The sequence below is a fragment of the Shimia sp. R9_3 genome, from assembly GCF_017743755.1.
Classification (GTDB): domain Bacteria; phylum Pseudomonadota; class Alphaproteobacteria; order Rhodobacterales; family Rhodobacteraceae; genus Shimia.
Genome location: NZ_JAGHRP010000002.1, coordinates 721,933 through 748,249 on the forward strand (window position 1 = coordinate 721,933; position 26,317 = coordinate 748,249).

Consider the following 26,317-nt stretch of genomic DNA (forward strand, 5'->3'; position numbering starts at 1 on the left):
GGCGCAAATCGATCACGTCACAGTCAGATCAGCCCGTCGATGGTGCGGCCCAGCCGGAAGGGTGCGGCAAAGGCCACCAGACAGATGGCGACAAATTGCAGGATCAGAAGGGCGCGGCCTGATTGCAGCACCTCCCAGGCCTCGCGCAGGGCGCTGACATCTTCGATCAGCGCGTCATAGGTCAGCGCCAGAACACGGTAGTCAGCGGCGATCTCCGGACGGGTCGGGGCGATGTCTTTGAGCGCCATAACCGTGGGCACATCGCGGGTGTCAAAGGCGAGAAACTCCGCCTCTTCCAGTTGGGCGGCGGCCTGCTCCATAGTGTCCATGTCGTCGCGGTTTTTGAACAGCAGGGTGAAGCCTTCGAGCGGCGCGCGGCGCTCAGTCACGGAGACAAAGAGCGGGAGTGCAGTGTTGCTGGCGGAACTGGCAGAAAGATATTCAACTTTCTCGCAGAGCTTTTGCAGCTCGTCTGCGGACACATCGTTGCAATAGCGTAGGCGGAAGCGCGCGGCATCCGTGTCAAAGGCGCGCGACGCGGTGTAGGCGACGGTGACCTGACGGTTCAGCGCCGTGCTGTCCTCCTGATAAATGCCAACGGCGATGGCAACCACAGCCCCCAAGCCGCCAAGCGCCACCCAGATCACATCGGCCAATTCCCATGCCTTTGAGCGGTGCGCGAATTTGAATAGTAGCAGCGCGCCGACACTGCCGATCATAAAGAAAAGCAGGATTAGAGGCAGTTGATAGATGTGAATGAAGTCAGCCATGGGGCGAGCATAGCGGGTTCCCGTTGAAACAGGGTTCACAGGTGGGTCAGGGGTGCTTCAATAGCTGATTGGCTTATTTCGGGGTGGGGACAAGGCGCCCGCCCGCGCGGCATTCCTGAAAGTGGTAGCTGTAAAATTCCTGATCCTGCGCGCGGCCTTCAGACGCCCCAAGAGTTGCGCCGATCATGCCAAAAGCCTCGGCCTGTTTGCGGTCGCGCGTTCCGATGTGGCCGAGACCCTGGCCAAGATTGGTGCCGGTGCGGCTGCCTTGCTCGGTGCCGTGCATGCCGGTGGCGGCGCGGGCGTATTGGTCACAGAAAATCTCGGTGCGGGGTTCATTCTGCGGCCATTGATGGAGGTTTGAGGTCTGTGATTTGGGTGCCGCGGGTTGGGACAAGTGGTTGTTTTGATAGCGTTCACTGTCCGCACGGGCCTGTGCGAGGGCCGAAGTCGGGAGCAGGAGAGCGAAGAGGGGGATCAGGCGCATGGGTGTGAAAGGCGTTAGGTGACAAGCTCTTGACCTGTGCCGAACAGCGCTGAAGATTCATTCAGCGTTTTTTGTCACCGTTGGTCTTGGTGAACAGAGCACCTGCTGCAAAACCCATTAACGCAGTCAAGCTTTGGCGTGACCAGTCACGTGAAGTTTCGTCGTCAGAAAGCCCCAGCGTGAAAAGCCCGGCAAGCAAAATTGCGACAATTACAAAGATGGAAAGAAGGACGATAGCCCGTTCCTTCCACCAATGATGTCTGATTTCGCTTTCCGCATTTAGCTCTTGTAGCGAACTGTTGTCTGACTCACCAAGTTTCCCCGCTTCGTTCTCAATATCAACCTGTTCTGAAACGACGGGTCTCTTGGTGGGTTCACTCATGGCACTAATCTCAGCCGAAGTTCACGAATTCGCGTTCGCGTCGATGGTCGTCGGTGTCTTCCCAGGCTCCGACGTGCATTCCTTCTCTGCGTGCTTCTCTGGCAGTTGACAAAAGCTCAATAGCCAAACGAAAGACTTCTGCTTTACTGCGGCCAGTGTCTTTCGCAATGTTCTCGATTTCATCGGCGAGTCTTCGAGACACATCCACAGTGAACCTAAACTTTGAGTTTTCGCTGCTAACTCGTTGTGCGTTAGCCATGTTTCCGCTCCTTGATCGTGTCGGTATAAGAAATCATGAAATAAATAAGTACTTATGAATGGGTTTACATTGTGGCGTGGTGTCACTTCTTGTGATTTTCATTGTTTTCCTCCCTGTTTGGGGCCGGGATGTATCAATCCTTCACGGCCTCAGCAAGAACATTTCAGTACTTTTCGCGTAGAATGTAAAGAAAAAGCATTGACCGATGTATCTTTTGGCGCCTACCGTGACGATAGGTTAACAAACACTCAACTTTTGGTTACCGAGCGGCTGGGGATGAAGGAACACAAGAAGCAAACAGCTATCGAAATTGAGGCCGAAACATCTTTAGGTGCTTCGTACCAAGGCGCTGTAGTCGCCAATATCGACGCGCCGTATGATATCGGAATTTCTGACAGAGCGCACGGCCGCTGGGCGGAACTTCCTGATAGCGTTCGAGCCGATATTCAAGAAGGGCTCGTTGGTGCGTGGGCGAAAATTACAAAATTCCTAGTTTTAGCAACTTCGCAAACCTACTTATCGCGAGAACAGGTTTTCCAACTTAACTACCTAACAAATACTTACCAAACAGTGATGGCGGCTGGGTACCCGATCAGAGTAAAAATCTGTGAAATATCATTTTCTTGGACTATTGTGAGCATCGGCGATCCCGAGAGCGCTGATGCTTTTGATATTGTTAAACTCTTATAGTCTTTCTCAAACATCCAATTCCTCAACAAACCGCGCATTCTCTTGAATGTACTGGAAGCGTTTCTCGGGCTTCTTGCCCATCAGATCGCCCACCAGCGCGTCGGTTTCGCCGGGTTCATCCTCGTCAATCGTCACGCGGATCAGTTTGCGGGAATTCGGGTCCATCGTGGTCTCTTTGAGGTCTTTGGCGTCCATTTCCCCAAGACCCTTAAAGCGGCTGACGTCGATTTTGCCTTTGCCACCAAGGCCTTTGGCGAGCCACTCGTCTTTTTCCGCTTCGTCCACACAATAGACGCGTTTGGCGCCCTGGGTGAGGCGAAAGAGCGGGGGGCAGGCCATGTAGAGGTGGCCTGCGTCGATCATCGGGCGCATCTGGGTGTAGAAGAATGTCATCAGCAGCGCGGCGATGTGGGCGCCGTCCACATCCGCGTCGGTCATGATGATGATTTTGTCATAGCGCAGATCGTCAACGTTGAATTTGGTGCCAAGCCCGACGCCAAGTGCTTGGGTCAGGTCGTTGATTTCCTGGTTGGTGCCGATCTTGGAGCTGGCCGCGCCAAGCACGTTGAGGATCTTACCACGCAGGGGCAGTAGGGCCTGTTTTTTGCGGTCGCGCGCCATTTTGGCAGAGCCGCCCGCGGAGTCCCCTTCCACGATAAAGAGCTCGGTGCCCTCACGGTTGGTGGCGGAGCAATCCACCAGCTTGCCCGGCAGGCGGAGCTTTTTGGTGGCGGTTTTGCGGGCGGTTTCTTTTTCCTGACGGCGGCGCAGACGCTCTTCGGCGCGCAGCACGAGGAAATCGAGGATTGCACCGGCGGATTTGGTGTCTGCCGCCAGCCAGTTGTCAAAGTGGTCGCGCACGGCGTTTTCCACCAGACGCTGGGCCTCAACGGTGGCGAGGCGGTCTTTGGTCTGGCCGACAAATTCCGGCTCGCGGATGAAGCAGGAGACCAGAGCGCAGCCGCCGGTGATCAGATCGTCACGGGTGATCTGGGCGGCCTTTTTGTTGTTCACCAGCTCGCCGTAAGCCTTGATGCCTTTGAGCACGGCAGCCCAGAAGCCAGACACATGCGTGCCGCCTTCAGGCGTGGGGACGGTGTTACAGTAAGACTGGATGAAGCCGTCGCGGGACGGGGTCCAGTTGATGGCCCATTCGACTTTGCCCGGCGTGTTGAAGCGCTCCTGAAAATCCACGGTGCCCGCAAAGGGCTGTTCGGCGTAGGTGGTGGCGCCGTTCATGGTTTCTTTGAGGTAGTCAGACAGGCCGCCGGGGAAGTGGAAAGTGGCTTCCGTTGGGGTTTCGCCGTCATCAATTGCGGTTTTCCAGCGGATTTCGACACCTGAGAAGAGGTAGGCTTTGGAGCGGATGGATTTGAAGAGGCGCGCCGGTTTGAAGCGGTGTGAGCCAAAGATCTGTTCATCGGCGTGGAAGGTCACCGTGGTGCCACGGCGGTTGGGGGCTGCGCCGACTTTCTCGACCTTGCCCTGCGGAATGCCGCGGGAGAAGCGTTGCTCATAGAGCTCCTTGTTGCGCGCAACCTGCACAACCATCAGATCCGAGAGCGCGTTCACAACCGAGGCACCCACGCCGTGCAGACCGCCCGAGGTCTGATAGGCTTTGCCCGAGAATTTGCCGCCCGCGTGCAAGGTGCAGAGGATCACCTCAAGTGCGGATTTGTCCGGAAACTTGGGGTGGGGATCTACAGGGATGCCGCGCCCGTTGTCGCGTACGGTCAGGGAATAATCCTCATGCAGCTCCACTTCGATGCGGTTGGCGTGGCCTGCCACCGCTTCGTCCATGGAGTTGTCGAGGATCTCGGCGACCATGTGGTGCAGCGCGCGCTCATCCGTGCCACCGATATACATGCCCGGACGCTTGCGGACAGGTTCAAGCCCCTCAAGGACTTCAATCGAGGAGGCGTCATAATCGGTCGGCTGGGCTTCGGCCAGAAGGTCGTTGGGCATTCGCGGGCTGCTCTTGTTCATGTTGCTTGGTAAGCATTATGGCAGGAGCGCGCGGCAGGGGGAAGAGGAAGAACGCGCAGATACGCCATCAGAGTTGCTCTCTCTATGGTCACGGAAAATTCTATGGCTCGCGCCCACGCGGATGCCTATCTTTGAGACATCTGAGGGAGAGCCGGTAATGTGGCGTAGCATCTTGTTTTTCATTCTGGTTGCGACAGGGGCTGCGGCGCAGGAAAGGCCGCAGGGTCTGCTTTGGAACAAGACGGGTCTGCCGGCCACAATCCCATTGCAGGTCAAGACAACAGCGGAGGCGGATTATGTGCTGCGTCTGCGGGCCTATGAAACCGGGGAGATGGCGCTGGCTGCCTATATACGCGGCGGAGAGTTCTTCCGCGTCTTGGTGCCGCCCGGGTTTTATGAGCTGGTGTTTGCCTCTGGGCAAGATTGGCAGGGCGAGCCGGAGCTGTTCGGGTCTGAAACACGAGAGTTCCGGTTGGACCCACCGCTGATTTTCAACAGCACGGCAACCCGTCGGGAAGGCTACCTGATTGACTTGCAGGATCAGGAGGCGATCACGATCCGCCTGTTGGCGACATGTGACCGGCGTGCGGTGGATCCTAACAGCTTGCGTGGGACGCGCGATCCGGAAGATCGGGTGATTGGCCGCCCACAGACCTTTGACAGGCCGGAACGTCCGGACAAAATCCCCTTCGCCCGCTACGAGGTGCAGGGCCGGTTCTGTGATTAAAGTGCGCAGCAGGTTGGGAGCGCCTTTTGCATGGGCAGGGCGCTCGCCGCACCAACAACAGGCTACATAGACAGGTAGTTGTTGCCCAATGTGTCTCGGTATTTGTCGACCCATTTGGCGTTGATGGCAGTGATGGTTCCGTCCGCCTCAAGCTCTGCAAAGCAGCGATCAAAATCGGCGGCCAGGGCGGGATCGCGGAAATTCATCGCATAATTGGACGGCTCAAAAATGGCGCGGAACTCAAGCGGTTGGGACGCGTCAATGCCCGCGCTGGAGCCTGCGTCCCGCAGAGAGGCAGTATAGGCCGCAAACAGCATACCATCGCCCAGAATGCCATCCACGCGCCCGCCGAAGAGCAGTTTGGATTGAGTTTCCTGATCGGTCATTTCCCGATAAGAGGCGAAGGTGCCAGAAGCCTCTGCGAGTCCGGGCAGGATGTTGGACGCGCCTTGGAACGCGGCAACGCTGAGACCTGCAAGATCGCTGAGCGCGCCATAGTCGCTGCCAGAACCGGCCAGGAAGGACACGCCGTTCTGATAGGCAATATAGGCTGCGCCTTGGGTGCCTTCCATTGGCATCCCCACGGGTACGGTCATCACAGCGTCCCCCTTGCCCGCCTCAAATGAGGCCCAGTGGCGTGTGAACGGCTGCACCTCAAAAGCCACTTCGTGACCGCAGTGGCCCATCACAGCGGTCACGATCTCTGCTTCGCGGCCTGTGCCGTCAGCGTAGACCATCGGTGGCAGATCGGCTGCCATGATGGTGAGTGTGTCAGCAAAGACGGGCGCGGTAAGTGTGAGGGATGTTGTGGCCAAAGCGGCGGCAAAAAGTTTCATGATCTTAGGGTCCTCTTAAGTGTGAGGAGAGCCTAGGGGCGCGAATCTTAATGGAAAGCTACTGGCTGCGACACTTGTCTCGCCTTTTCAATGGCTTTCGCTTCCTTCTTCGCGTTGTTTTGTGGTGGATTTTATATGGATTTGATAGGCCGATATCTGAGAGCTTCAATCTTCCAGTGAGGGGGCGATCGGCGCACTCCTCCGATAGAGGCTAGTCCTCCCAGTTGTCGACATGGTTAAGGCGCAGAGATCAGTGCAATAAGTTCACTGACTATTTCTCTGGAAATTGACGTGAGTCAAAGCGCGAAATTGCAACCTTTGCTATATGTCTGTCGAATTTATCAGGACAGGGATTAGCTTATGGAAAAACAACTTGAACAGCGTGTTGTTGAAGAGGAACTGGTGCTGGACGTCGCTGCGGAACCTTCTGAAATTGCAGAGGCTCCAAAGGTAGAGAGCGAATCCGAGGCCGTGCAAGTTGTCGAGGAAGCTGCGGCTCCAGCGGCACCTGCCGTTGCCAATAAGGAGTCCGTGGATGAGATGCGCCGCGCCTTTGAACGTGGCGAGTATCCTTATCCGAAAAAAATGTCGCGTCGTGCTTATGAGACGCAAAAGGCTAAGCTGCAGTCCGAGCTGCTGAAAGTTCAGCTCTGGGCGCAGGAGACCGGCCAGAAGTTTGTGATGCTTTTTGAGGGGCGCGATGCGGCCGGTAAGGGCGGGACCATCAAGCGGTTTACCGAGCACCTCAACCCGCGGACTGCACGTGTGGTGGCGCTGAATAAGCCCACTGATCAAGAACGCGGCCAATGGTATTTTCAGCGCTATATCGAGCACCTGCCGACTGCCGGTGAAATCGTGCTCTATGACCGCAGCTGGTACAATCGCGCGGGTGTTGAGCGGGTGATGGGGTTCTGTGAACCCGGAGAATATCTTGAATTTATGCGCCAGACCCCTGATCTGGAGCGTATGCTGGTGCGGTCAGGCATTCGGCTCTATAAATATTGGTTCTCAGTCACCCAAGATGAACAGAAGCGCCGCTTTGAAAGCCGCGAAACCGATCCGCTCAAACAGTGGAAGCTCAGCCCGATTGACAAAGCATCGCTGAACAAATGGGAAGACTATACAGAAGCCAAAGAGGCGATGTTCTTCTACACCGACACGGCTGATGCGCCTTGGACCGTGATCAAATCCAACGACAAGAAGCGGGCGCGTCTGAACTGTATGCGTCACTTCCTGAGCACGCTGGACTATCCGGGCAAGGATCCGAAGATTGCGCAACCCGCTGACCCGCTGATTGCGAACACCGCAAGCCATGTGATCCACAACTCAGATCATATTCTAGGTACTGCGTTGCATCCGGACAGTCGTAAGGACCGCTGAGGTTCAGATCTCAGACAGGATCCGGTTGAGTGGATCAAATGTGTGAAATGCGGAGGCGATCTCGGAAACGAGGTCGCCTTTTGACGCTTCTTCCTCCGTCACCTCAAACCACATGGCCAGGCCTTTGCGACGCAACAGGGCTTCCTGTGGGTGATCTTTGCCATAAGGTGCAGGTACGCGCTTGAGCGCAGGCTCATCCAGACGCGCCCCCCATCCAAGCAGGCGATCCACCTCTGCGGCGATCTCTACTCCTCTGGGGCCGTCCACAGCTGCACGCCAGCGGGTTAGCCTTTCTTTGTCAAATCCCATGATGCCAGCACCGGCGGTGATGTGGTCCTGTCCGATGCCAAAGAACCAGCTGGTTGGCGCCGTGGACCAGGACATGTGCAGGTGCAGGTGATAAGGCGTCTTGTCCTTGGAGAAGCGGACATCGCGATTGGGGCGAAACAACTTTGTGGTCGGCACTTGGCCCGTCTGTTTTTGCAAATGGGCGGCGACCTTATCCAGCAATTCAAGCGCGGGCGCTTTGAGCGCTTTGTCATAGGTCTCCTTGTGGGCAAGGAACCAGTCGCGAGTGTTGTTTTCGGCCAGCTCACCAAGGAACTGTCGGGTGTCTGGAATGAGACCGTCTAACGCTGCTGTGGACATTTGCTGCTCCAATGCGGATCACATGTATTGATGGTGTCAGAGCCGCGAGAAGCGATCAACTGCAACTGGCGGCTTGCTCTGCACAAACAACGGGCATATGGCTGAGAGATGAGCGAGACAACCAGAACTTCTATAAAATCTTCCATGGCCACGCGGGATCACATCCGGGCCCTTGCGCGCTTGGGCTTGCCGCTGATTGGCGGCCATGTGGCGCAATTTGCCATCGGTCTGACCGACACAATCATGTTGGGCTGGTACTCGGTAGAGGCGCTGGCATCGGTTGTGCTTGGACACACGTTTTTCTTCGTGATTTTTATCCTCGGGTCAGGCTTTGCCATTGCGGTGATGCCGCTGGTGGCTGAGGCCGACGCTGAAGGCAATGAAGCTGCGCTGCGTCGCATCACGCGCATGGGGCTTTGGCTGTCAGTCACCTACGGGCTGGTGGTTCTGCCGCTCTTTTTCCTGTCCGGAGCGTTGCTGCTGGGATTGCAGCAGGGGCCGGAAGTGGCCGATTTGGCGCAGGCCTATTTGCGCATCGCCGGATTTGGGCTGATGCCCGCGCTGCTGGTGATGGTGCTTAAGTCGTATCTGGCCGCATTGGAGCACACGCGCGTGGTGTTCTGGGTTACGGTTGTTGCGGTGCCGGTGAATGCGCTTGTCAACTATGGCCTGATTTTTGGCAATTGGGGACTGCCGGAGCTTGGCGTGCGCGGGGCGGCGATTGCCTCAATCATTGTGCAGTTTGTCTCGCTGCTTGGCGTGATCCTCTATGCGGTGCGTGCTCTGCCGCAACATGAGCTGTTTGCCCGCATCTGGCGCCCGGATTGGGATGTGTTTGCGCAGGTCTTTAAACTGGGGCTGCCGATTGGCCTCACCAACCTCGCAGAGGTCGGGCTGTTTTCCGCCTCTTCTGTCATGATGGGCTGGCTTGGCACCGTGGCGCTTGCGGCTCACGGCATTGCGTTGCAGCTCGCGAGCCTGGCCTTCATGTTGCATCTGGGGCTGTCAAACGCCGCCACCGTACGCGTTGGCAATGCGATGGGCCGCAAAGACGCGGATCATATGGCGCGAGGGTCACTGGTGGCGATTGTCATGTCGCTTGCGGTCTCCCTTATTACGGTCGCCGTCTTTCTAGCGTTCCCACAGCAGCTTCTGGGGATGTTCATTGACCCAGAAGAGCCTCAGCGCGTGGCGATCCTCGCGACAGGCGTGAGCCTGCTCTATGTGGCCGCGCTCTTTCAGGTCGTGGATGGCGCGCAAGTCATGGCGCTGGGGCTGCTGCGCGGTGTACAGGACACGCGCGGCCCCATGGTGATCGCCGCGATCAGCTACTGGTTGCTGGGCGTCACCTGCGCTTATGTGCTGGGCTTTAAAGCTGAGCTGGGCGGCGTGGGTGTTTGGCTGGGTTTGGTTCTGGGGCTGACGGCTGCTGCGGTGTTGCTGATGTATCGTTTCTGGCGGACTGATCTCAGTCGTCTACGGGAAAAGTTTGCCCAGGCCTGAAGCCCGCAGGGGCAGTCTTCTCATTCGAAAAATATCCCGGGGTAGCCACATCGCAGATGTGGCAGGGGCAGCGCCCCAAATAACCGAACCTTTGAAGTAACCGGGGGCTCATAGAGAAGAGTGCCGTAGTGCTACTTTCCCTTGAGCAAGCGGTCGGCTTTTTTGCGCACCAGCACCGAGCGTAGATCATGCATGGTCAGCAAAAGCGTGTCGGTGATCTCTTCTAGCTGCTCAGGCGTAGCCTTGGATTGCGCCCATTGGGTGGTCAGGTTCAAATGATCCACCGTGCGCAGGATGTCGTCGATGTCGCGCTCTGCAAGCAAGGCACGACGCTCTTCCATCCAAACCTCAATCGCGGCTTTGTCTTCTTTGGAAAGCGTGCGTTCCCCGTGGGGTTTGACCTCACCATTCCGGATGTTGAGAACGGCGATCTGATCCATCTCGATCCGGCGGTGGCGGTTTTCCGTGTCCACACGAAACACCGCCGCGCCATTTTCGCGCACGCGAAAATAATAGTCTGGAAGATCGCCGCTCATCTGTTCCCTCCGGATGCCCCCGGTTGTCCGGTTTTTATGTCAGAGAAGCACAGAACGCCTGAATGCGCTGGCAGGCTTTGGTCAGTGCCTCGTCAGAGGTAGCGTAGCTGACGCGGAAGTTTGGCGAAAGCCCGAAGGCAGCCCCAAACACAACGGCAACGTCTGCCTCTTCAAGCAGGGCGTTGGCGAAGGCTTCGTCGTTTTCTATCACGGTGCCTTTGGGCGTGGTCTTGCCAATCAGCCCGGCAATCGACGGATAGACATAGAAGGCGCCCTCTGGCGTGGGGCAGGAAACACCTTCGATTTCGCTCAGCATGGAGATCACCAGATCGCGGCGACGTTTGAAGGCCTCGTTGTTGGGAGCAAGAAAGTCCTGAGTGCCGTTCAGCGCTTCCAAAGCGGCCCATTGGCTGACGGAGCAGGGGTTCGATGTGCTCTGGCTTTGGATTTTGCGCATTGCGGCAATAAGCTCCACGGGTCCTGCCGCATAGCCGATGCGCCAGCCGGTCATGGCATAGGCTTTGGACACGCCGTTGCAGGTCAGGGTGCGCTCATAAAGCCCTGGCTCGACCTGCGCCGGTGTGCAGAATTCAAACCCGTCATAAGCAAGGTGCTCATACATGTCGTCGCTCATCACCCAGACGTGGGGATGGCGCATCAGCACATCGGTGAGTTCCTTAAGCTCGTCCCGCGAGTAGCCCGCGCCGGTCGGGTTGGAGGGCGAGTTGAAGATGAACCATTTGGTCTTTGGCGTGATCGCGGCTTCCAGCTGATCTGCTGTCAGTTTGAAATTGGTTTGCAGCGATGTTTCAGCCACCACAGGTGTGCCGCCCGCGAGCAGCACCATATCGGGATAGCTCACCCAGTAGGGTGCAGGGATGATCACTTCATCGCCGGGGTTCAGCGTTGCCATCAACGCATTATAGAGCGTCTGTTTGCCGCCGGTGCCGACAGAGACCTGCGCGGGTGTGTATTTCAGCCCGTGATCACGCAGCATTTTGGCGCAGACCGCCTGCTTCAGTTCCGGGATCCCATCAGGGGCGGTGTATTTGGTTTTTCCTGCCGCGATGGCCTCAACAGCGGCATCCTTGATGTTTTGCGGGGTGTCAAAGTCCGGTTCACCCGCGCTCAGGCCAATAACGTCACGTCCGGCGGCCTTCAATTCTGCGGTCTTTGCTGTCATAGCGATGGTCGGGGACGGTTTGACACGCGATAGGGTCTCAGACAGGAAAGACATGGCTTGGCCTCTTTTTGTAATCTCTGGTCCCATGTCTTAGGGTGCCCACCAAGGCCATTCAAGGTCGAAGCGCTAAGGAGTAAACTATGCCACAAGATCAACTGGAAGTGATGCCTGAAGACGACTGGTATGGTGAGGAGGTTGCCACCTTCGGCGATCGCCTGGCAGCCGCCAGAGAGGCTGGAGGCCTGAAGCGCGGCGAGTTTGCCAAACGCCTTGGCGTCAAGAAGTCGACCATCGCGGCTTGGGAAGACGATCTTGGGGAGCCACGCGCCAATCGCCTGTCGATGATGGCCGGATTGCTGAATGTTTCGGTCGGTTGGTTGCTGACCGGGGAGGGCGACGGCGTTGACATGAGCGAGGAGGGCGAGAGCGTGGAAGCAGATCTGCTTGCCATTCTGAAAGAGATCCGCGATATCCGCGCACGCATGAAAAATGATCTGGATCGTCTGGCACGGCTTGAGAAAACGCTGCGCAAAAAGATTTGAGCAAAAGGTGTGATGATGTCTGACGCCCCCAAAGAGGCCGCAAATTCCGGCGAGGAAACATATGAGAATCGTCTCAAGCGCATGAAAATGCGCTCCATGCGGCGGGGCATCAAAGAGATGGACATCATCCTTGAGCGGTTTGCAGATGATAATCTGGCGCAGATGGATACCGCTGCGCTGGATCTTTATGATGCTCTGCTCTGTGAGAATGACCAGGATTTATATCAATGGGTTACCGGGCAAAAACCAACGCCTGAACCTTTCAAAGCTCTTATTTCTCGCATTGCGACCACCATCAGCGGTGCAAATTGACGCGAATTTGTCATGTCTTTTGGACGGTTTAACCTCTTGTTGGGCTTTTTCCGTCACTCTGGCTGCTAGATAAGCTGACGGAGACTAAGAATGAGCTTTCATTCATCGATGCCCAGCGGGACAGAACAGAGCTTTATGGCCGACTATCTGGACTCGCTGGCGCTTGTAGAGCGGTTGCACCGGCTGTTGCTGGATGTGATCAAGGACGAATTTGAGCGTGTGGGCGTGATTGAGATCAACGCTGTGCAGGCGTTGCTGCTGTTCAACATTGGCGACAATGAGGTGACAGCCGGCGAACTCAAAAGCCGCGGATACTATCAGGGCTCAAACGTGAGTTACAACCTGAAGAAACTCGTTGATGCAGGCTATATGCATCACCAGCGTTGTGAGATTGACCGCCGTTCGGTGCGTGTCCGCCTGACCGAAAAGGGCCGTGAAATTCGCGATGTGATTTCTGCGCTGTTTGCGCGCCATGCAGAAGGTCTGCAGTCCAAAGGTGTGCTGGGCGATGATGGCATCGAACAGATCACCCACGCGCTGCGCCGTGTGGAACGCTATTGGACGGATCAAATCCGCTACATCTACTGACATAGCCGGCAGCCCCAGAACGGGGACTCCGTAGCTTTTTGCGCGCCTGCCCCAGAATGGGGCGCGGCGTGCGTTTGCATTTGTGCGCCAAATTTGCATAAAGACTGAGTTGCAACCATTTGAAAAATAACTGTTAGTTTGATTTTTTAGTTGGGCGGGGCCCGGCTTGACCGATCACAGTAACAGACAGCTCGCGCGACAGCTTACGGCGCATAGCGTTTTCAAAACCTTCAAAACCCTTGGCCGTTTCCACAAAGGCATCAGGCCCCTTGATCAGCTCACGGCGATAGTAATCTGTCATATCTCCGGGACGGGCCGCAAAATCGGCCGCTTTGACGCCAAATGTCTCAATCGCCAGTGCGTTTACGATCACGCCGTCCAGCGGAAAGGCCGCATAGGCCTGTTTGGGTGTGAAACCATCGTTGTTTTCCCCATCTCCGCTCACGTCCAACACTTGAACATCGCACGCGGGTGCCTGGCGGAAGAGCGTGGCGGCATGGCCGACCGCATGGCCAAGGGCTGTAGGAAATTCCGAAGTGCCACGTTTGGAAAGTCCAAGTTTGGCGGCGCTTTCGTTGAGGATCTGGCGGGTTTCGATCAGGGTCCAGTCCAGCAGGGTTTTCTGCTTGTGACGGCCACTCCATTCATAAACCGCAAGGGCCACCGGGCGTGCATCGCTAAGGAAGCCTGCCTGAATTTCAGGCGCGGTCAGAGCGGCGGCGAGGCCGAGACGCTGAAGCGCGTCTTCATCGCTGTCCACGGAAGAGCTCACATCCAGTGCCAGCAAAAGCGCCATGCGGCAGTCCGAAGCGAGGGTGGGAGTGGCCGCAAGAGCCACCCCGATTGCGGCGATATGCGCCGCCGCTCTTACCAATGACCGGTGCTTTCCATGCTGGCCCATGGTTCAGCCGGTGCGAGCGCTTCGCCCTGTTGCAGCAACTCAATAGAGATGTTGTCCGGTGAGCGAACAAAAGCCATGCGCCCGTCGCGCGGCGGACGGTTGATCACCACGCCATTGTCTGCCAGATGCTGGCACATTTCGTAGATATTGCCGACCTCATAGGCGAGATGGCCGAAGTGGCGGCTGTCAGAGGGCAGGCCGTCATCACCATCCCAGTTGTAGGTGAGCTCCAATGGGGCGTCATGGTCGCCGTCCGCGGCAAGATAGACCAAGGTGAAGCGGCCCTGTTCGCTGTCGTAGCGCTTGATCTGCTTCAGACCAAAGAGCGCATAAAAAGCCATGGAAGCCTCCAGATCAGAGACACGCACCATGGTGTGCAGGTATTTCACATGCATATGGGATTCCTTTGAATGGGGTTTGGAGATATTGAACACGCAACCGTCTGGATTGGCCAGCCTGTTTGCAGTCGGGTGGCAATCACGGATGCGGGAAGTGGTGCGCTGAATTTGCCTGTGGATGGATCAATCCTCGCGGTTTCCAGCTTGAGACCCACAAGATATAGTTAAGAGGACGCGACAATTTTGAGTCGTTGCTCCAAGCGGATGCCTGCGCAGACGGCATTTGAAGTGGGGTGACTCTGAGGAGAAACGAGGCAGGCCGTGCAACAATATCATGATGCATTGAAGACCATTTTGGAGTTTGGCGAAGACACGGGCGACCGGACAGGCACGGGCACGCGTTCTTATTTCGGGATGCAGATGCGCTATGGCCTCGCAGATGGCTTTCCTTTGGTGACCACCAAGAAGCTTTACCTGCGCGGGATCATTCATGAATTGCTGTGGTTTCTCGCAGGCGACACCAACATCAAGTACTTGCAAGACAATCGGGTCACCATCTGGGACGAATGGGCCGATGAAAACGGGGATCTTGGACCGGTTTACGGCAAGCAGTGGCGCGATTTTGGCGGCGTAGATCAGATTGAAACGCTGGTTGAGATGATCAAAACCTCGCCTGACAGCCGCCGTTTGATAGTCTCTGCCTGGAACCCGCAGGATGTGCCCGATATGGCGCTGCCGCCGTGCCACACCATGTGGCAGGTGCGGGTGCTGAATGGCAAATTGCACCTGCAACTTTATCAGCGCTCTGCCGACATGTTCCTGGGCGTGCCGTTCAACATCGCCTCCTACGCGCTGCTGCAGCATATGCTGGCGCATGTGACCGGTTATGAGGTTGGGGATTTTGTGCATTCCATTGGCGATGCCCACATCTATTCCAATCACATTGAGCAGGTAAATCTGCAGCTGACACGCACACCAAAGGCGCTGCCGAAATTGGTGATTAAGCGGGATGTGAAGTCGATCTTTGACTTTACCTTCGAGGATTTTGAAATTGTTGGATATGAGCCGGACGCGGCTATTTCCGCACCAGTGGCGGTGTAAACTATGATCACACTTGTTGTTGCACGGGCCCAAAACGGTGCGATTGGGCGGGATGGGGACATACCATGGCGCATTCCACAGGACTTTAAACTGTTTCAGCGCGAGACCACCGGAGGCGCCCTGATTATGGGACGCAACACCTGGGACAGTCTGCCGGTAAAGCCGCTGTCAAATCGGCTGAATATTGTGGTGTCTTCACAGCCGGATGCGGCGGACATTGTGGTGCCCTCGATTGATGCTGCTGTCGAATATGCCGCAGCGCAAGGCTACGATCGGATCTACGGCATAGGCGGCGCGGGCATTTACAAGGAAATGCTCATTGCCGCCCATCGCCTGTTGATCACGGATGTCGACACCGAGATTGACGACGCAGACACCTTCTTTCCGGAGTTTGATCCTGCGAAGTGGCAGCTCATCACAAGCAGACCGCTTGAGGGCGCCACACCAAGCTGTACCGTGCGTGAGTATTTGCGCGTTTCTGAAACTGCTGCAGGGTGAGTGACTGGCATTCAAAAACACAGTAGCGCGCGTCAGCGAATTTGACAGTTTTCAAATGCGTGCAGTAGCTTAGCCAAAGCTATCTATGTTTCTAACAACAATTGGAGCCTGTGTTTATGAAAAGCCTTTCGCTTGCCACTGGAGTTGCATTGATGTTTGCCGCGCCGCTTTCGGCACAGAGCTGGAGCAGTAATGCTCCGGTCATTGGGCCGGTCAATCAGCCTGAAGGAGTGCTGATCCATCCCTATCCGACCCATACAAATTACTGCCCAAGTGGGCTTCAGCCAGTTACATTGGGTGGCGTGATTTGTTGTGGTACGCCCAACACCACCGAGCGTTTTGTAAATGCGAGCACGGGCCACAGGGGCTACAGAGCATCAAGCTGTCCACCTGGTGCGAAGGGCTGTTCATAGCAGTTTTCTGAGGAGGGGCTTTGCGCGGGGAGCGCAGGGCGGATGGGGCGCTAATGGCGCCCCAATCCATTAAAGCAGTTTGAGTTCGCCCGCCATGTCGCGGCCGTCCCGTCCTTGCGTCATTTCAAATTCAACTTTCTGGTTGTCGGACAGACCTTTAAGTCCGGACCGTTCGACAACGGAAATATGGACAAAGACATCTTTGCCGCCTTCTTCAGGTTCGATGAACCCGAAGCCTTTGGTGGTGTTGAACCACTTTACGGTACCGCGTGGCATACCGTTCTCCTCTTTATTCACTTTTAGTCAATTACGGCAAAATGCCGGAGCAACAGAAATCCCAAAATCCGAGTGCACGATTACGGAAGATTGAAACAAATGCGCCTGCCTGAGGATTGCATGGTGATGACAAAAATCAAGCAAAACCAACGTGAAACCCGAAATGAACTGGATTATACGGTCATTATGGCCATGCAAAGAGGGTGACATGACAACTGTCTACGGTTTGAAAAATTGCGATACCTGTCGTAAGGCAATGAAAACATTGGGGGATGTTGCCTTTGTCGATGTTCGTCAGGATGGGGTTCCTGATGTGGTGTTAGAAATAGCACACACACAATTTAAAGATGATCTGGTGAATAAGAGATCGACCACCTGGAGAAATTTGAGCGAAGACGAACGCTCAGAAGATCCGATTGCGCTTTTGAAAGCGCATCCCACCCTGATGAAACGTCCGCTTATAGAGCGCGGCGGGCGGTATTACCTCGGTTGGGGGAAAGACGTGCAGGCCGAACTTAGCTGAGGGCGCGAATATCGAGCTCAATTGCTCTCGGTGCCTTAGCCTTTTCAGTCGTAGAAGATTGAGTTTCTGCCAGAGTGCCGGAAAAGGTCAAAGAAAAAAGCCCGCGATTGTCTCGCGGGCATTTGTATTTCTGTAGGTTGGCGACCGCCCGGATCAGTCTCTGGAGGGCTTGCGGAACAGGGCGTCAATCGAGATTGGACCAGCGCCTTTGAAGACCAGCACCACAAAGAGCAGGATCCACATTACACGCTGGTCGATCAGACCCTGAGCGCTGTCAAACAGACCGCCAAGGGCAACACCGTGGCCCGTCACGTCCACCAGCGTTTGAACAATGATGAAGCCGATCATGCCAGCTGCGGCGAGGCGGGTCAGCAGACCAAAAACGATAAGCAGAGGCAGAACAAACTCAGCAATCGTGCCAGCAAGGATCACAATGCGCTGTAAGAAGTTCATTTGAGTGACGTCCCAGAGCACGGCTTCGGCTGCTTTTGGGAAAATCTGCCCGAATGCACCGGAAGACGGGGAGAAGATCGAACCGTCGATCTTCAGCATTGCCGAGTTCCAGAAATAGAAGAACAGCACTGCCAGAAAGCTCAGGCGGGCCAGCGTGGGAACGAGCCAATCCAGACGGTCAAGCCGGTCAAGAAGGTCGGTGTATTGGTCCAGTATACGTGTCATGCGATCCTCGGATTAGGATGGTAAATCAATAGAAATCAGGGCGTTGCCCGTTAGGAGTAGGCCGAGCGTGGCGCTCAGGTCAAATTCAGCCACTTCGTCGGTTGCGACAGCAGCCGCGGCGCCCAGTGTGCCGCCCGCGGTGAGCGCGGTGATAAATTCATAGGCTCCGGGTGCCAAAGCGTGGGGGACCGGATCATATTCAGGGCGCAGGATGATAACATCCTGGCCTCCGGCTTCAGGCTTTGGGCCATCTTGCATATTGAATGCCCAAATGGCGTGGATCGGCCAGGGAGAGCGCAGGAGTTTAACCGAGGGGGCGAAGGTCATTACCAGTTCGGTGAGGCGCTCAGGCGGGAGGGCCGCTAGGGCTTCGGGGTTCACCGCTTCTGCGTCCGCTGCGTGGTAGGAGCGGCGCATCGCCATCTCAAGGCGTGCGACATCTGCGAGGTAGCCGAGATGTGCCAGAGGCTCAAAGCCCGCCAGAAAATCCGGAAAGTCTTCGCCATAATGCATCATCATCGGCGAGGACGGTGGCGATTGGCGCAGAAACACGCCTGCAATCGCATTGAAGTTCTCACTGCCAATGAGTTTGGCGATGGTCGGAAAACCGGTGGCAAGCGCTTCTGTCAGAGAGACGGCCACATTGTTGCGATAGACGTCAAACCGCCGCCCGGCAGGCTGACCTTTGGCATCGGACAGGCCTTCAGGCCGCGCGCGTCCGCCATCAAAGATCGCGCCGCGAAATTCGTTCTGGGAGACGTTCATGCCGCAACACCGGTGGTAAGCTTGGCAAGGGCTGCATCTGCGCGCAGCGCTTCGTCGTGCAGGATCGGCCATTCCGGCACATCCGTGTCCCACTCGATCAGGATCGGTTTGGGGCCGGACAAGGAAAGGGTGTGGTCAAGCAGCGCCCAGACAGGATCAACAATCGGCGCGCCGTGGCTGTCGATCAGCAGTGGCTTGCCGTGATCATCTTCGTCTTCGTCATGGCCGCCGAGGTGAATTTCACCGACCATGTCCAGCGGATAATCCGCAATGTAGGCGCGCGGATCGTAGTCCAGGTTGGTTGCGGACACAAAAACGTTGTTCACATCCAGCAGCAAACCGCACCCGGTGCGTTTGGCGACTTCCCGCAGAAAATCAGGCTCCGACCATGTGCTTTCATCAAAAGCCAAATAGCTGGACGGATTCTCCAGCATCATCTGGCGATCAATGGTGTCTTGCAGCTGGTTTATGTGGTCGCACACGCGCTGGAGCGTGGCGTCGGTATAGGGCAGGGGCAACAGATCGTTCAGAAACGCGCCGTCATGGGTGCTCCACGCCAAGTGTTCGGAAAAAACAGTCGGGTTGAGCCAGTCAACAAGGTGTTTGAGGCGCGCGAGGTGATCGGCATCAAGTGCGCCTTCGCCACCGATTGACAGACCAACGCCGTGGACGGAAATCGGAAAACGCTCAGACAACTGGCGGAGTTGCGCGATGGGGCGGCCGCCATCTCCCATATAGTTCTCAGCGTGAATTTCGAGCCAACCCACGGTGCCGGGATCTTGGATCAGATCGGCGTAGTGCTGCGGCTTGTATCCAACGCCGGGACGGTTGGGCAATTTGCGGGGCGTTTGTTGTGCGTCAAACATCGCGTCACCTTGTTCTTGTGGCAGGTGTTGGGGGCAGGTTCTTTTGGAGTGGTGGCTTTGGGGCTCTGTAGAATTTCACCGGGTAATTTCACTGGCGGCTGGCGCGGAAATTTTCAAATAAGAATGCCTGGCATGATGCGCCATCGTGCTTGATCCTTTATACCACGCTGGGCTGCTGAGTGCTGCCCGTTAAGCGTAGTATGACAGTTCTTGGTCCCTTGCGCCAATATGGCAGGGGAAATGCGAAGCCCCATGTGGGGCGGGGCTTCGCAAGAAGGCCTTAGCTCTTCGGCAGGTCGCGATCCAGCGCTTCCAGGGAGCCGACACGTGGGGTGCCGTCTGCCAGTGCTGGCAGTTCCATGTCTACGCAGGTGCCTGCGTCAACCAGTTTCCAGGCGTTGCCCTGGTAATCAACGGTGGAGGTGCCTGCGCAGGTGGTGCCAGGACCGGCGGCGCAGTCATTGGCGCCTGCCAGAGACACACCGTAGCATTTCTCTTTGCCTGCGGCGGATGCGGTGGTTGCGTGCGCGGTCAGGGCTGCTGCGACGGCGCCGGCAACGGCGAGAGTTTTTACGGTTGTGGACATTGTATCTCTTCCCTCTTGATACAGTTAAATTCGGCCAGACGCGGCGTTTGCGCCTTAGCATGACTACAACATAGGTCGCCGCGCAGGTCACTTGCCAATCACACGACTGTGTGCCACGGCGATGTTATCTCATGTAACACTGTGGTCGGGAAGCTGGCAAAGATCTGCAACTGTTGGTGAATCTCTTGTGAATGCTGGGGGACTTTCCGGGCAAACTGCGGGGATTTTGGCGCTTGCGAAGGGTTTCGCCGACCAGCAGTTGCGAGGTCTCGCCGAAAATCACTGGCAATTGTTACAATTTTCGGTGGCAGGCAAAGCCTTACGACCCCCAAAATAGTGCAATGGCTTGCAAATGTTTCAGCTTTTGTCGCCTCAGCCCACATCAAGAAAGAAAAATGCGGCGCTCTGAGCGCCGCATTTTAGAATTTGTGGTGTGGAGCGATCACTGCATGTCGGGCGGGGTTGCCTCGACCGACAGCTGCGCCACGATTTCATCCAAGCTTTGCACCTTGCTCTGTTTCTCACCCAGGCGACGGGTGGATACGGTGCGCTCTTCAACTTCTTTTTTCCCGATGGCCAAGATCACCGGAACCTTGCCGACGGAGTGCTCGCGAACTTTGTAGTTGATCTTTTCGTTGCGCAGGTCAGCTTCTGCCCGCACGCCAGCGGCCTTGAGCGCCTCGACAACTTCCAAGCAATAGTCATCCGCATCAGATACAATCGCCGCCACAACCACCTGTCTCGGCGCAAGCCAGAACGGCAGTTTGCCAGCGTGCTCTTCGATCAGAATGCCGATGAAGCGCTCAAAGGAGCCCAGAGTTGCGCGGTGCAGCATGATGGGGCGATGCTTCTCACCGTCCGCACCAATGTAGGTCGCATCAAGACGCTCCGGCAGGTTGGGGTCCACCTGAAGGGTGCCGCACTGCCAGTTCCGGCCGATGGCATCGGTCAGGGTGAATTCCAGCTTCGGGCCATAAAATGCGCCTTCGCCTTCCAGGATCTCAAACTCGTGGCCAGCTGCGTTGCAGGCATCGCCAAGCGCCTTTTCGGCGTAGTCCCAGCTTTCGTCAGAGCCGATACGCTTTTCCGGGCGGGTGGAGAGTTTGATGGTCCAGTTGTCAAAGCCGAGATCGGAATAGACCTCTGACAGGAAGTCGATGAACTTCTTGGTTTCCGAAGTGATCTCATCCTCAGCACAGAAAATGTGGCCATCGTCCTGCGTAAAGCCGCGCACACGCATGATCCCGTGCAGAGCACCGGAAGGCTCATAGCGAGCGCAGGAGCCGAATTCAGCAATCCGCAGAGGCAGATCGCGGTAGGATTTCAGGCCCTGATTAAAGATCTGCACGTGGCAGGGGCAGTTCATCGGCTTCAGCGCGTTCACGGCCTTTTCGCGGGCGTGATCTTCGTCCACTTCGACGATGAACATGTTTTCCTGATACTTGTCCCAGTGACCGGAGGCTTCCCAGAGCTTACGGTCCACCACTTGCGGGGTGTTCACCTCGACATAGCCACCGCGTTTTTGCTTGCGGCGCATGTAGTCTTGCAGCTCGGTGTAAACGGTCCAGCCATTTGGGTGCCAGAAGATCTGACCGGGCGCCTCTTCCTGCATATGGAACAGGTTCATCTCGCGGCCCAAACGGCGGTGGTCGCGTTTTTCGGCCTCTTCCAGCATGTGCAGGTGGGCTTTGAGGTCTTCTTTGTTTTTGAAGGCCACGCCGTAGATACGCTGCAACATCGCGCGATCAGAATCGCCGCGCCAATAGGCACCGGCCACGCTCATCAGTTTGAACGCATCTGCGGGGATCTGGCCTGTATGCTGCAGGTGCGGGCCGCGGCAGAGATCCTGCCAGTGGCCGTGCCAGTACATACGCAGCGGCTCATCACCGGGGATGGCTTCGATAAGCTCAACTTTATAAGGCTCGTTGTTGGCCTGATAATGTTTGATCGCACGCTCGCGTTCCCAGACCTCTGTGGTCACGGGTTCACGCTTGTTGATGATCTCTTTCATCTTCTTCTCGATGAGGCCGAGATCTTCGGGTGTGAAGGGCTCTTCACGGTCAAAGTCATAGTACCAGCCGTGCTCGATCACCGGTCCGATAGTGACTTTTACATCGGGCCAGATTTCTTGAACCGCGCGCGCCATGACGTGTGCGCAGTCGTGGCGGATCAGTTCGAGCGCTTCGGCATCGCTGTCTTTGATGGTGTTGATTGCGATGCTGGCATCGGCCTCAATCGGCCATTGCAGATCCCAGTGTTTGCCATCCACAGTGGCAGAGACCGCTTTTTTGCCAAGCGAGGTGGAGATGGAGCTTGCGACTTCGGCAGGGGTCACCCCTGCTGCGAAAGAACGCGCGTTACCATCAGGAAATGTAAGGGAAATATCAGCCATTGGCGTCTAGCTCCTCGTCAGTTTGGCGCCCACGGAACGCCCGGTTGCGGGTATATGGTTCGTCGCTTAAATGAACCGTGCTGCCCCCCAAGTCAAGCGGGGTTAACAGTTGCGACTTGCACCGATAAAATTTGAAAAAATCTTAAGAGGATCCCCATGAGCGCCACCCAGTTCTTTGACAGCCCGCAAGGCCGCCGCATTGCCTATCACAAAACTGATGGGGCGGGGCCGACCGTCGTTTTTCTTGGTGGCCTGAAGTCGGATATGGAAGGCACCAAGGCGGTGCATCTGGAGGCTTGGGCCAAAGCGCGTGGACAAAGCTTTCTGCGGTTTGACTATTCTGGGCATGGGGAGAGCAGCGGCACCTTTGAAGAGGGCTGTATCGGCGATTGGCATGAGGATACTTTGGCCACGCTGGATGCGCTGACCGAAGGGCCGCTTGTTATTGTTGGCTCCTCCATGGGCGGGTGGCAAGCGCTGTTGGCGGCCAAGTCCATTCCGGAACGTATTCACGGTCTGGTGACCATCGCTGCAGCGCCGGATTTTACCGAAGATAGCTATTGGGCAGGCTTTTCTGACGAGCAGAAAGCAGAGCTAGACCGCGAAGGACAAGTGGCGCTGCCCTCTGATTATATGGAGCCCTACATCATCACCAAACGCATGATCGAAGACGGGCGGACCCGGCTTGTGCTGCGCGACCCGCTGTCGCTGCCATTCCCGGTGCGCTTCTTGCAGGGCACAGAGGATACGGCGGTGAGCTCGGAAGTGGCCTATCGATTGCTGGACCACGCTGAGGGGGAGGACATCCAGCTGCTGATGGTAAAGGGCAAAGATCACCGCTTTTCGGATGATGAGTGTCTGAGGTTGATCGAAACCAAAGTGGAAGAGGTGCTTGCGGCACCAGTGCAGAACTGATGCGCGCCTTTGGGAGGATTTTGGGGCGTGTGCTACTCGGGGTGATCCTGCTTGGTGCGGCGCTGTATGTTTTTGGCCCCTATGAGAAGGTTTCTCTAACGCCGAGTGCCTCTGCCAGCGACATTGGCGCAGATGTGGATGCCCATTTTGCTTCCCGCGAAGCTGCGTTTGATGATCTCACGCCCGGCGTGGCGAAACGTGTGGTTTGGCACAGGGAAGCGGGCCAACGCTCGCCTCTGTCGATACTATACGTACATGGATTTTCAGCGACCTCAGAAGAAATTCGTCCAGTGCCGGATCTCGTTGCTGCAGCCCTCAACGCCAATCTGGTTTACACACGCTTGCAAGGGCATGGCCGTGACGGTGCCGCGCTGAATGAGGCAACTGTGCAAGGCTGGGCCGATGACCTTTCTGAAGCGCTGGAGGTGGCGCGGCGTGTTGGTGACGAGGTTGTGGTCATCTCCACCTCAACCGGCAGCACATTGGTTGCAGGCATGGCCGAACAGAGTGCTAATATGGCGGATGTCAAAGGGCTGATCTTTGTGTCACCGAATTTCGGCATCAACAACCCTGCGGCAGCACTACTTACCTGGCCCGCGGCGCGCTATTGGGTGTCGCTGGTGGCGGGGGCAGAGCGCTCTTTTGAACCCAGTAATGACGCGCATGGCACTTATTGGACAACGCGTTACCCAACAACTGCTGTGTTGCAAATGGCCGCCTTGGTGAAAGACGTCTTTGCTATGGACCATTCCAAGAGTGCTCTGCCAGCGCTGTTTTGGTTTTCAGAGGATGACAAAGTGGTGGACGCGAGCAAGACAAAGGAGGTCGCCGCCCGCTGGGGCGGTGTAGCAACTGTCGCAATCCAGAATCTGGGGCCAGATGCAGATCCAGGCGCGCATGTGATTGCCGGAGATATCATGTCGCCTGGAGAGACGCAGAAGGCTGTGGAAGGTTTCGTGAATTTTATCAAAAGTTTATAGGGTGCAGCTATGACCAAGGTACAAATGGAACCGCGGGTAAGTCTAATCACACTTGCCGTGAAGGACATTGCGGCATCGGCGGCCTTCTATGAGGCGCTTGGATGGGAGCGGGAGCCGGGGAATGAAGGCGTGGTGGCCTTCAATCTGCTGGGGCAAACGCTTGGCCTTTATTCAAGAGCCGGGTTGGCCGAAGATTTAGGCATCCCTGAGGAAGCGATCGGCGGCTTTTCCGGCATAACGTTGGCGCATAATGTGCGCACAGCGGAAGAGGTTGCCCCTCTGCTTGCGGCGGCCGAAGAGGCCGGCGGGCGCATTTTGAGACCGGCAGGAGAAATCTTTTGGGGTGGATTCATTGGCTATTTTGCCGATCTGGACGGACATGTCTGGGAGGTGGCCCACAATCCGTTCTCTGAGCTCTCCAAAGAGGGTGCTTTCCGCTGGGGCGGCTATTGATCGCTTGACCTAAGCGGGCGCTATGGCACAGTTGCGCACAACAAAAAGAAGAACAGGGGGCAGTTATGCAAGAGCCGATTGTGCTGTTGCCGGGGATGATGTGTGATGCGCGGCTGTTTGCGCATCAGGTAACGGATTTGTCCAAAGATCACGCGGTGATGGTTGCGCCGGTTACCCAAGGGGAGCGGATCAGCGAGATAGCCTCTGCCTTGCTTCCGATTCTGCCGCCAAAGTTCGCCCTGGCCGGGCTGAGCATGGGCGGGATTGTCGCGATGGACATCCTGCGCAAAGCGCCGGAGCGGGTGACCCGTATCGCCTTGATGGACACCAATCCACTGGCGGAATCTCCAACCAGCGCGGCGGCATATGAGCCTTGGATTGTGGGCGCGCGGGCAGGGCGCCTTGATGAGGTGCTCAGCGATTTTATGCGGCCGGAATATCTTGCTCCAAGCGTCGCGCGCGCGGAGATCCTCAATCAAGTGCGTGACATGGGCATGGCGCTTGGGCCGGAGGTGTTTGTGCGACAGGCGCGCGCATTGCAACGTCGCCGCGACCAGCAGAGCGTTTTGCGCAAATGCAAATGCCCCGCATTGGTGCTGTGTGGCGAGCATGATGCGCTGACGCCGGTAAAGCGTCACAATTTTATGGCCGAGCTGATCCCCTATGCCAAGCTTGAGGTGATCCCTGACGCCGGGCATCTGCCGGTTCTTGAGAATCCGGCTGCGGTCACGGCAGCCTTGCGCACGTGGATGCGCCAGCCTTTTGTGCTGAAGTGATCAGGCCGCGAGGGGCGTCAGCTCTTGCATGACCTCCGCGGCTATTTTGAATGATTTCAGGCGGGCATCAGGGTCGTGGATCATATTGGTGATGATCACCTCGTCCGGTTTATGACGGGCGATCAACTCCGAAATCTGTTGGCGAACCGTGTCATGTGTCCCCACAGCCGTGACACGCAAAGCGTGGTTGACCATATGCGCTTCCACACGGTTGGCGACCTGATCAAAGCTGTCCACAGGCGCGGGCAGCGGGCCGGGTCTGCCGCGGCGCAGGTTCAGGAACCCTTGCTGCATTGAGGTGCGCAACCGGATCGCCTCGGCGTCGGTATCGGCTGCAAAGACATTCACAGCCATCATAAAACGCGGCTCTTGTGTGATCCCGGGCGTGAATCGGTGGCGATAGATCGCAGCGGCCTCTTCCAGGGCGTCAGGGGCAAAGTGGGAGGCGAAGGCGTAGGGCAGGCCAAGCTGCGCGGCGAGCTGCGCACCAAACAGGCTGGAGCCCAAAATCCACACCGGCACATGGGTGCCTGTCCCGGGCACGGCTTTCACCGGTTGATCCGGCGTGGCCTCGCCGAGGAACCCCATCAGTTCGATCACATCCTGCGGGAATTGATCTGGCCCGTTCAGGCCACGGCGCAATGCGGCGGCGGTGTTGGGGTCGGTGCCCGGGGCACGGCCCAGACCGAGGTCAACACGGTTCGGATAAAGCGTCGCCAATGTGCCAAATTGCTCCGCCACCTGAAGCGGGCTGTGGTTGGGCATCATGATGCCGCCTGACCCAACGCGGATGGCCGAGGTTGCGGCGAGCACTTGGCCGATCAATACCGCAGTGGCAGAGGAGGCAATCCCACCGGAATTGTGGTGCTCGGCCAGCCAGAACCGCCCGTAGCCCCAGGTTTCCGCGTGTTGGGCAAGGCTGATTGTGTGCTGCAAGGCTTCCGCAACAGAGGCCCCTTCCGGGATGGGGGACAAATCAAGGAGTGAAAAAGCTGTCATTGGAGCAATCCGGCCTGAGGCATTGGGA

At 56.8% G+C, this 26,317-nt stretch carries 32 protein-coding genes; 14 read left to right on the forward strand and 18 right to left on the reverse strand.

The window, feature by feature from the left end; translation table 11 throughout:
- Positions 1-23: 23 nt before the first annotated feature.
- From J7412_RS07995 to J7412_RS08010, 4 genes are all read right to left on the reverse strand, one after another.
- Positions 24-770 carry a hypothetical protein gene (locus J7412_RS07995; RefSeq protein WP_209078160.1) on the reverse strand — a complete coding sequence of 249 codons (747 nt, stop codon included), beginning with the start codon at positions 768-770 and terminating at the stop codon, positions 24-26.
- 73 nt (positions 771-843) lie between these two features.
- The gene (locus J7412_RS08000; RefSeq protein WP_209078161.1) at positions 844-1,167 is read right to left on the reverse strand and encodes a hypothetical protein; all 324 of its coding nucleotides are present in this window, start codon (positions 1,165-1,167) and stop codon (positions 844-846) included.
- A 151-nt stretch (positions 1,168-1,318) separates the two neighbouring features.
- On the reverse strand, positions 1,319-1,639 hold the full coding sequence (locus J7412_RS08005) for a hypothetical protein (protein WP_209078162.1): 321 nt from the start codon (positions 1,637-1,639) through the stop codon (positions 1,319-1,321).
- Positions 1,640-1,649: 10 nt separating this feature from the next.
- Positions 1,650-1,898, reverse strand: coding sequence for a ribbon-helix-helix protein, CopG family (locus tag J7412_RS08010; RefSeq protein WP_209078163.1), 249 nt, complete (start codon positions 1,896-1,898; stop codon positions 1,650-1,652).
- Positions 1,899-2,096: 198 nt separating this feature from the next.
- On the opposite strand from J7412_RS08010, the gene J7412_RS08015 reads away from it, so the two are divergent.
- Positions 2,097-2,588 (forward strand): hypothetical protein, encoded by a 492-nt coding sequence (locus tag J7412_RS08015; RefSeq protein ID WP_209078164.1) that lies wholly within the window; start codon positions 2,097-2,099, stop codon positions 2,586-2,588.
- Between the two features lie 6 nt (positions 2,589-2,594).
- Here J7412_RS08015 and parE read toward each other — a convergent pair whose 3' ends face one another.
- A complete protein-coding gene (gene parE, locus J7412_RS08020) occupies positions 2,595-4,553 on the reverse strand; it encodes a DNA topoisomerase IV subunit B (protein WP_209078165.1) in 1,959 nt (652 codons plus the stop codon).
- Between the two features lie 178 nt (positions 4,554-4,731).
- Between parE and J7412_RS08025 the strand changes: the two genes are divergently transcribed.
- Positions 4,732-5,301: a hypothetical protein gene (locus tag J7412_RS08025; RefSeq protein ID WP_209078166.1), complete on the forward strand. Its 570-nt coding sequence runs from the start codon at positions 4,732-4,734 to the stop codon at positions 5,299-5,301.
- Between the two features lie 62 nt (positions 5,302-5,363).
- Here the strand turns inward: J7412_RS08025 and J7412_RS08030 are convergent, their stop codons facing one another.
- A complete protein-coding gene (locus tag J7412_RS08030) occupies positions 5,364-6,137 on the reverse strand; it encodes a transporter substrate-binding domain-containing protein (protein WP_209078167.1) in 774 nt (257 codons plus the stop codon).
- A gap of 360 nt (positions 6,138-6,497) precedes the next feature.
- On the opposite strand from J7412_RS08030, the gene ppk2 reads away from it, so the two are divergent.
- Positions 6,498-7,517 carry a polyphosphate kinase 2 gene (ppk2, locus tag J7412_RS08035; protein WP_209078168.1) on the forward strand — a complete coding sequence of 340 codons (1,020 nt, stop codon included), beginning with the start codon at positions 6,498-6,500 and terminating at the stop codon, positions 7,515-7,517.
- Between the two features lie 3 nt (positions 7,518-7,520).
- Here ppk2 and J7412_RS08040 read toward each other — a convergent pair whose 3' ends face one another.
- Positions 7,521-8,165, reverse strand: a complete 645-nt coding sequence (locus J7412_RS08040; RefSeq protein WP_209078169.1) for a DUF2461 domain-containing protein — start codon at positions 8,163-8,165, stop codon at positions 7,521-7,523.
- Between the two features lie 144 nt (positions 8,166-8,309).
- On the opposite strand from J7412_RS08040, the gene J7412_RS08045 reads away from it, so the two are divergent.
- Complete coding sequence (locus J7412_RS08045) at positions 8,310-9,668, forward strand: MATE family efflux transporter (protein ID WP_209078170.1); 1,359 nt, start codon at positions 8,310-8,312, stop codon at positions 9,666-9,668.
- Between the two features lie 131 nt (positions 9,669-9,799).
- On the opposite strand, the gene J7412_RS08050 is transcribed toward J7412_RS08045, so the two are convergent.
- Together J7412_RS08050 and J7412_RS08055 are read right to left on the reverse strand one after the other, a co-directional pair.
- Positions 9,800-10,204 carry a hypothetical protein gene (locus J7412_RS08050; protein WP_209078171.1) on the reverse strand — a complete coding sequence of 135 codons (405 nt, stop codon included), beginning with the start codon at positions 10,202-10,204 and terminating at the stop codon, positions 9,800-9,802.
- A 34-nt stretch (positions 10,205-10,238) separates the two neighbouring features.
- Positions 10,239-11,441 carry a pyridoxal phosphate-dependent aminotransferase gene (locus tag J7412_RS08055; RefSeq protein ID WP_209078172.1) on the reverse strand — a complete coding sequence of 401 codons (1,203 nt, stop codon included), beginning with the start codon at positions 11,439-11,441 and terminating at the stop codon, positions 10,239-10,241.
- 86 nt (positions 11,442-11,527) lie between these two features.
- Here J7412_RS08055 and J7412_RS08060 point away from each other — a divergent pair, with 86 nt between their 5' ends.
- The 3 genes from J7412_RS08060 (at position 11,528) to J7412_RS08070 (ending at position 12,829) form a co-directional block, all read left to right on the forward strand.
- The gene (locus J7412_RS08060; RefSeq protein ID WP_247738639.1) at positions 11,528-11,929 is read left to right on the forward strand and encodes a helix-turn-helix transcriptional regulator; all 402 of its coding nucleotides are present in this window, start codon (positions 11,528-11,530) and stop codon (positions 11,927-11,929) included.
- Positions 11,930-12,010: 81 nt separating this feature from the next.
- Entirely contained in the window at positions 12,011-12,241 is a 231-nt protein-coding gene (locus tag J7412_RS08065) for a succinate dehydrogenase assembly factor 2 (protein WP_247743806.1), read from the forward strand.
- 90 nt (positions 12,242-12,331) lie between these two features.
- The gene (locus J7412_RS08070) at positions 12,332-12,829 is read left to right on the forward strand and encodes a winged helix DNA-binding protein (RefSeq protein WP_209060533.1); all 498 of its coding nucleotides are present in this window, start codon (positions 12,332-12,334) and stop codon (positions 12,827-12,829) included.
- A gap of 133 nt (positions 12,830-12,962) precedes the next feature.
- On the opposite strand, the gene J7412_RS08075 is transcribed toward J7412_RS08070, so the two are convergent.
- Together J7412_RS08075 and J7412_RS08080 are read right to left on the reverse strand one after the other, a co-directional pair.
- A complete protein-coding gene (locus J7412_RS08075; RefSeq protein WP_247743807.1) occupies positions 12,963-13,625 on the reverse strand; it encodes a DUF1194 domain-containing protein in 663 nt (220 codons plus the stop codon).
- Between the two features lie 71 nt (positions 13,626-13,696).
- Entirely contained in the window at positions 13,697-14,125 is a 429-nt protein-coding gene (locus J7412_RS08080) for a VOC family protein (RefSeq protein WP_209078175.1), read from the reverse strand.
- Between the two features lie 264 nt (positions 14,126-14,389).
- On the opposite strand from J7412_RS08080, the gene J7412_RS08085 reads away from it, so the two are divergent.
- Positions 14,390-15,169 carry a thymidylate synthase gene (locus tag J7412_RS08085; protein WP_209078176.1) on the forward strand — a complete coding sequence of 260 codons (780 nt, stop codon included), beginning with the start codon at positions 14,390-14,392 and terminating at the stop codon, positions 15,167-15,169.
- Between the two features lie 3 nt (positions 15,170-15,172).
- Positions 15,173-15,667 (forward strand): dihydrofolate reductase, encoded by a 495-nt coding sequence (locus tag J7412_RS08090; RefSeq protein ID WP_209078177.1) that lies wholly within the window; start codon positions 15,173-15,175, stop codon positions 15,665-15,667.
- A 482-nt stretch (positions 15,668-16,149) separates the two neighbouring features.
- Here the strand turns inward: J7412_RS08090 and J7412_RS08095 are convergent, their stop codons facing one another.
- Complete coding sequence (locus tag J7412_RS08095) at positions 16,150-16,356, reverse strand: cold-shock protein (RefSeq protein ID WP_058240518.1); 207 nt, start codon at positions 16,354-16,356, stop codon at positions 16,150-16,152.
- Positions 16,357-16,564: 208 nt separating this feature from the next.
- Here J7412_RS08095 and J7412_RS08100 point away from each other — a divergent pair, with 208 nt between their 5' ends.
- Positions 16,565-16,879: an ArsC/Spx/MgsR family protein gene (locus J7412_RS08100; protein WP_209078178.1), complete on the forward strand. Its 315-nt coding sequence runs from the start codon at positions 16,565-16,567 to the stop codon at positions 16,877-16,879.
- A gap of 153 nt (positions 16,880-17,032) precedes the next feature.
- Here the strand turns inward: J7412_RS08100 and J7412_RS08105 are convergent, their stop codons facing one another.
- The 5 genes from J7412_RS08105 to thrS form a co-directional block, all read right to left on the reverse strand.
- Complete coding sequence (locus J7412_RS08105) at positions 17,033-17,557, reverse strand: DoxX family protein (RefSeq protein WP_209060522.1); 525 nt, start codon at positions 17,555-17,557, stop codon at positions 17,033-17,035.
- A 12-nt stretch (positions 17,558-17,569) separates the two neighbouring features.
- Entirely contained in the window at positions 17,570-18,322 is a 753-nt protein-coding gene (locus J7412_RS08110; protein ID WP_209078179.1) for a DNA-binding domain-containing protein, read from the reverse strand.
- Positions 18,319-19,188 (reverse strand): DUF692 domain-containing protein, encoded by an 870-nt coding sequence (locus tag J7412_RS08115; protein WP_209078180.1) that lies wholly within the window; start codon positions 19,186-19,188, stop codon positions 18,319-18,321. The genes J7412_RS08110 and J7412_RS08115 overlap by 4 nt, the downstream gene beginning before the upstream one ends.
- 280 nt (positions 19,189-19,468) lie before the next feature.
- On the reverse strand, positions 19,469-19,774 hold the full coding sequence (locus J7412_RS08120) for a DUF2282 domain-containing protein (protein ID WP_209060517.1): 306 nt from the start codon (positions 19,772-19,774) through the stop codon (positions 19,469-19,471).
- A gap of 442 nt (positions 19,775-20,216) precedes the next feature.
- On the reverse strand, positions 20,217-22,166 hold the full coding sequence (gene thrS, locus J7412_RS08125; protein WP_209078181.1) for a threonine--tRNA ligase: 1,950 nt from the start codon (positions 22,164-22,166) through the stop codon (positions 20,217-20,219).
- A gap of 156 nt (positions 22,167-22,322) precedes the next feature.
- Here thrS and J7412_RS08130 point away from each other — a divergent pair, with 156 nt between their 5' ends.
- The 4 genes from J7412_RS08130 (at position 22,323) to J7412_RS08145 (ending at position 25,290) form a co-directional block, all read left to right on the forward strand.
- On the forward strand, positions 22,323-23,081 hold the full coding sequence (locus tag J7412_RS08130) for an alpha/beta hydrolase (protein WP_209078182.1): 759 nt from the start codon (positions 22,323-22,325) through the stop codon (positions 23,079-23,081).
- Positions 23,081-24,061 (forward strand): alpha/beta hydrolase, encoded by a 981-nt coding sequence (locus tag J7412_RS08135; RefSeq protein ID WP_209078183.1) that lies wholly within the window; start codon positions 23,081-23,083, stop codon positions 24,059-24,061. The genes J7412_RS08130 and J7412_RS08135 overlap by 1 nt, the downstream gene beginning before the upstream one ends.
- Positions 24,062-24,085: 24 nt before the next feature.
- On the forward strand, positions 24,086-24,514 hold the full coding sequence (locus tag J7412_RS08140; RefSeq protein WP_209078344.1) for a VOC family protein: 429 nt from the start codon (positions 24,086-24,088) through the stop codon (positions 24,512-24,514).
- Positions 24,515-24,579: 65 nt separating this feature from the next.
- Positions 24,580-25,290, forward strand: coding sequence for an alpha/beta hydrolase (locus J7412_RS08145; protein ID WP_209078184.1), 711 nt, complete (start codon positions 24,580-24,582; stop codon positions 25,288-25,290).
- Here J7412_RS08145 and J7412_RS08150 read toward each other — a convergent pair whose 3' ends face one another.
- On the reverse strand, positions 25,291-26,289 hold the full coding sequence (locus J7412_RS08150) for an LLM class flavin-dependent oxidoreductase (protein WP_209078185.1): 999 nt from the start codon (positions 26,287-26,289) through the stop codon (positions 25,291-25,293).
- Positions 26,290-26,317 lie beyond the last annotated feature (28 nt).

Coding starts and splice junctions, on each gene's coding strand:
- J7412_RS08040 (WP_209078169.1), bottom strand. CDS start 8,165: ATGTCCACAGCAGCGTTAGACGGTCTCATTCCAGACACCCGACAGTTC.
- J7412_RS08030 (WP_209078167.1), bottom strand. CDS start 6,137: ATGAAACTTTTTGCCGCCGCTTTGGCCACAACATCCCTCACACTTACC.
- J7412_RS08045 (WP_209078170.1), top strand. CDS start 8,310: ATGGCCACGCGGGATCACATCCGGGCCCTTGCGCGCTTGGGCTTGCCG.
- J7412_RS08120 (WP_209060517.1), bottom strand. CDS start 19,774: ATGTCCACAACCGTAAAAACTCTCGCCGTTGCCGGCGCCGTCGCAGCA.
- J7412_RS08110 (WP_209078179.1), bottom strand. CDS start 18,322: ATGAACGTCTCCCAGAACGAATTTCGCGGCGCGATCTTTGATGGCGGA.
- J7412_RS08005 (WP_209078162.1), bottom strand. CDS start 1,639: ATGAGTGAACCCACCAAGAGACCCGTCGTTTCAGAACAGGTTGATATT.
- J7412_RS08075 (WP_247743807.1), bottom strand. CDS start 13,625: ATGGCGCTTTTGCTGGCACTGGATGTGAGCTCTTCCGTGGACAGCGAT.
- J7412_RS08080 (WP_209078175.1), bottom strand. CDS start 14,125: ATGCATGTGAAATACCTGCACACCATGGTGCGTGTCTCTGATCTGGAG.
- J7412_RS08010 (WP_209078163.1), bottom strand. CDS start 1,898: ATGGCTAACGCACAACGAGTTAGCAGCGAAAACTCAAAGTTTAGGTTC.
- J7412_RS08145 (WP_209078184.1), top strand. CDS start 24,580: ATGCAAGAGCCGATTGTGCTGTTGCCGGGGATGATGTGTGATGCGCGG.
- J7412_RS08135 (WP_209078183.1), top strand. CDS start 23,081: ATGCGCGCCTTTGGGAGGATTTTGGGGCGTGTGCTACTCGGGGTGATC.
- J7412_RS08095 (WP_058240518.1), bottom strand. CDS start 16,356: ATGCCACGCGGTACCGTAAAGTGGTTCAACACCACCAAAGGCTTCGGG.
- parE (WP_209078165.1), bottom strand. CDS start 4,553: ATGCCCAACGACCTTCTGGCCGAAGCCCAGCCGACCGATTATGACGCC.
- J7412_RS08115 (WP_209078180.1), bottom strand. CDS start 19,188: ATGTTTGACGCACAACAAACGCCCCGCAAATTGCCCAACCGTCCCGGC.
- J7412_RS08100 (WP_209078178.1), top strand. CDS start 16,565: ATGACAACTGTCTACGGTTTGAAAAATTGCGATACCTGTCGTAAGGCA.
- J7412_RS08140 (WP_209078344.1), top strand. CDS start 24,086: ATGGAACCGCGGGTAAGTCTAATCACACTTGCCGTGAAGGACATTGCG.
- J7412_RS08025 (WP_209078166.1), top strand. CDS start 4,732: ATGTGGCGTAGCATCTTGTTTTTCATTCTGGTTGCGACAGGGGCTGCG.
- J7412_RS08150 (WP_209078185.1), bottom strand. CDS start 26,289: ATGACAGCTTTTTCACTCCTTGATTTGTCCCCCATCCCGGAAGGGGCC.
- J7412_RS08105 (WP_209060522.1), bottom strand. CDS start 17,557: ATGACACGTATACTGGACCAATACACCGACCTTCTTGACCGGCTTGAC.
- J7412_RS08090 (WP_209078177.1), top strand. CDS start 15,173: ATGATCACACTTGTTGTTGCACGGGCCCAAAACGGTGCGATTGGGCGG.
- J7412_RS08050 (WP_209078171.1), bottom strand. CDS start 10,204: ATGAGCGGCGATCTTCCAGACTATTATTTTCGCGTGCGCGAAAATGGC.
- thrS (WP_209078181.1), bottom strand. CDS start 22,166: ATGGCTGATATTTCCCTTACATTTCCTGATGGTAACGCGCGTTCTTTC.
- J7412_RS08055 (WP_209078172.1), bottom strand. CDS start 11,441: ATGTCTTTCCTGTCTGAGACCCTATCGCGTGTCAAACCGTCCCCGACC.
- J7412_RS08060 (WP_247738639.1), top strand. CDS start 11,528: ATGCCACAAGATCAACTGGAAGTGATGCCTGAAGACGACTGGTATGGT.
- J7412_RS08065 (WP_247743806.1), top strand. CDS start 12,011: ATGAAAATGCGCTCCATGCGGCGGGGCATCAAAGAGATGGACATCATC.
- J7412_RS08130 (WP_209078182.1), top strand. CDS start 22,323: ATGAGCGCCACCCAGTTCTTTGACAGCCCGCAAGGCCGCCGCATTGCC.
- J7412_RS07995 (WP_209078160.1), bottom strand. CDS start 770: ATGGCTGACTTCATTCACATCTATCAACTGCCTCTAATCCTGCTTTTC.
- ppk2 (WP_209078168.1), top strand. CDS start 6,498: ATGGAAAAACAACTTGAACAGCGTGTTGTTGAAGAGGAACTGGTGCTG.
- J7412_RS08070 (WP_209060533.1), top strand. CDS start 12,332: ATGAGCTTTCATTCATCGATGCCCAGCGGGACAGAACAGAGCTTTATG.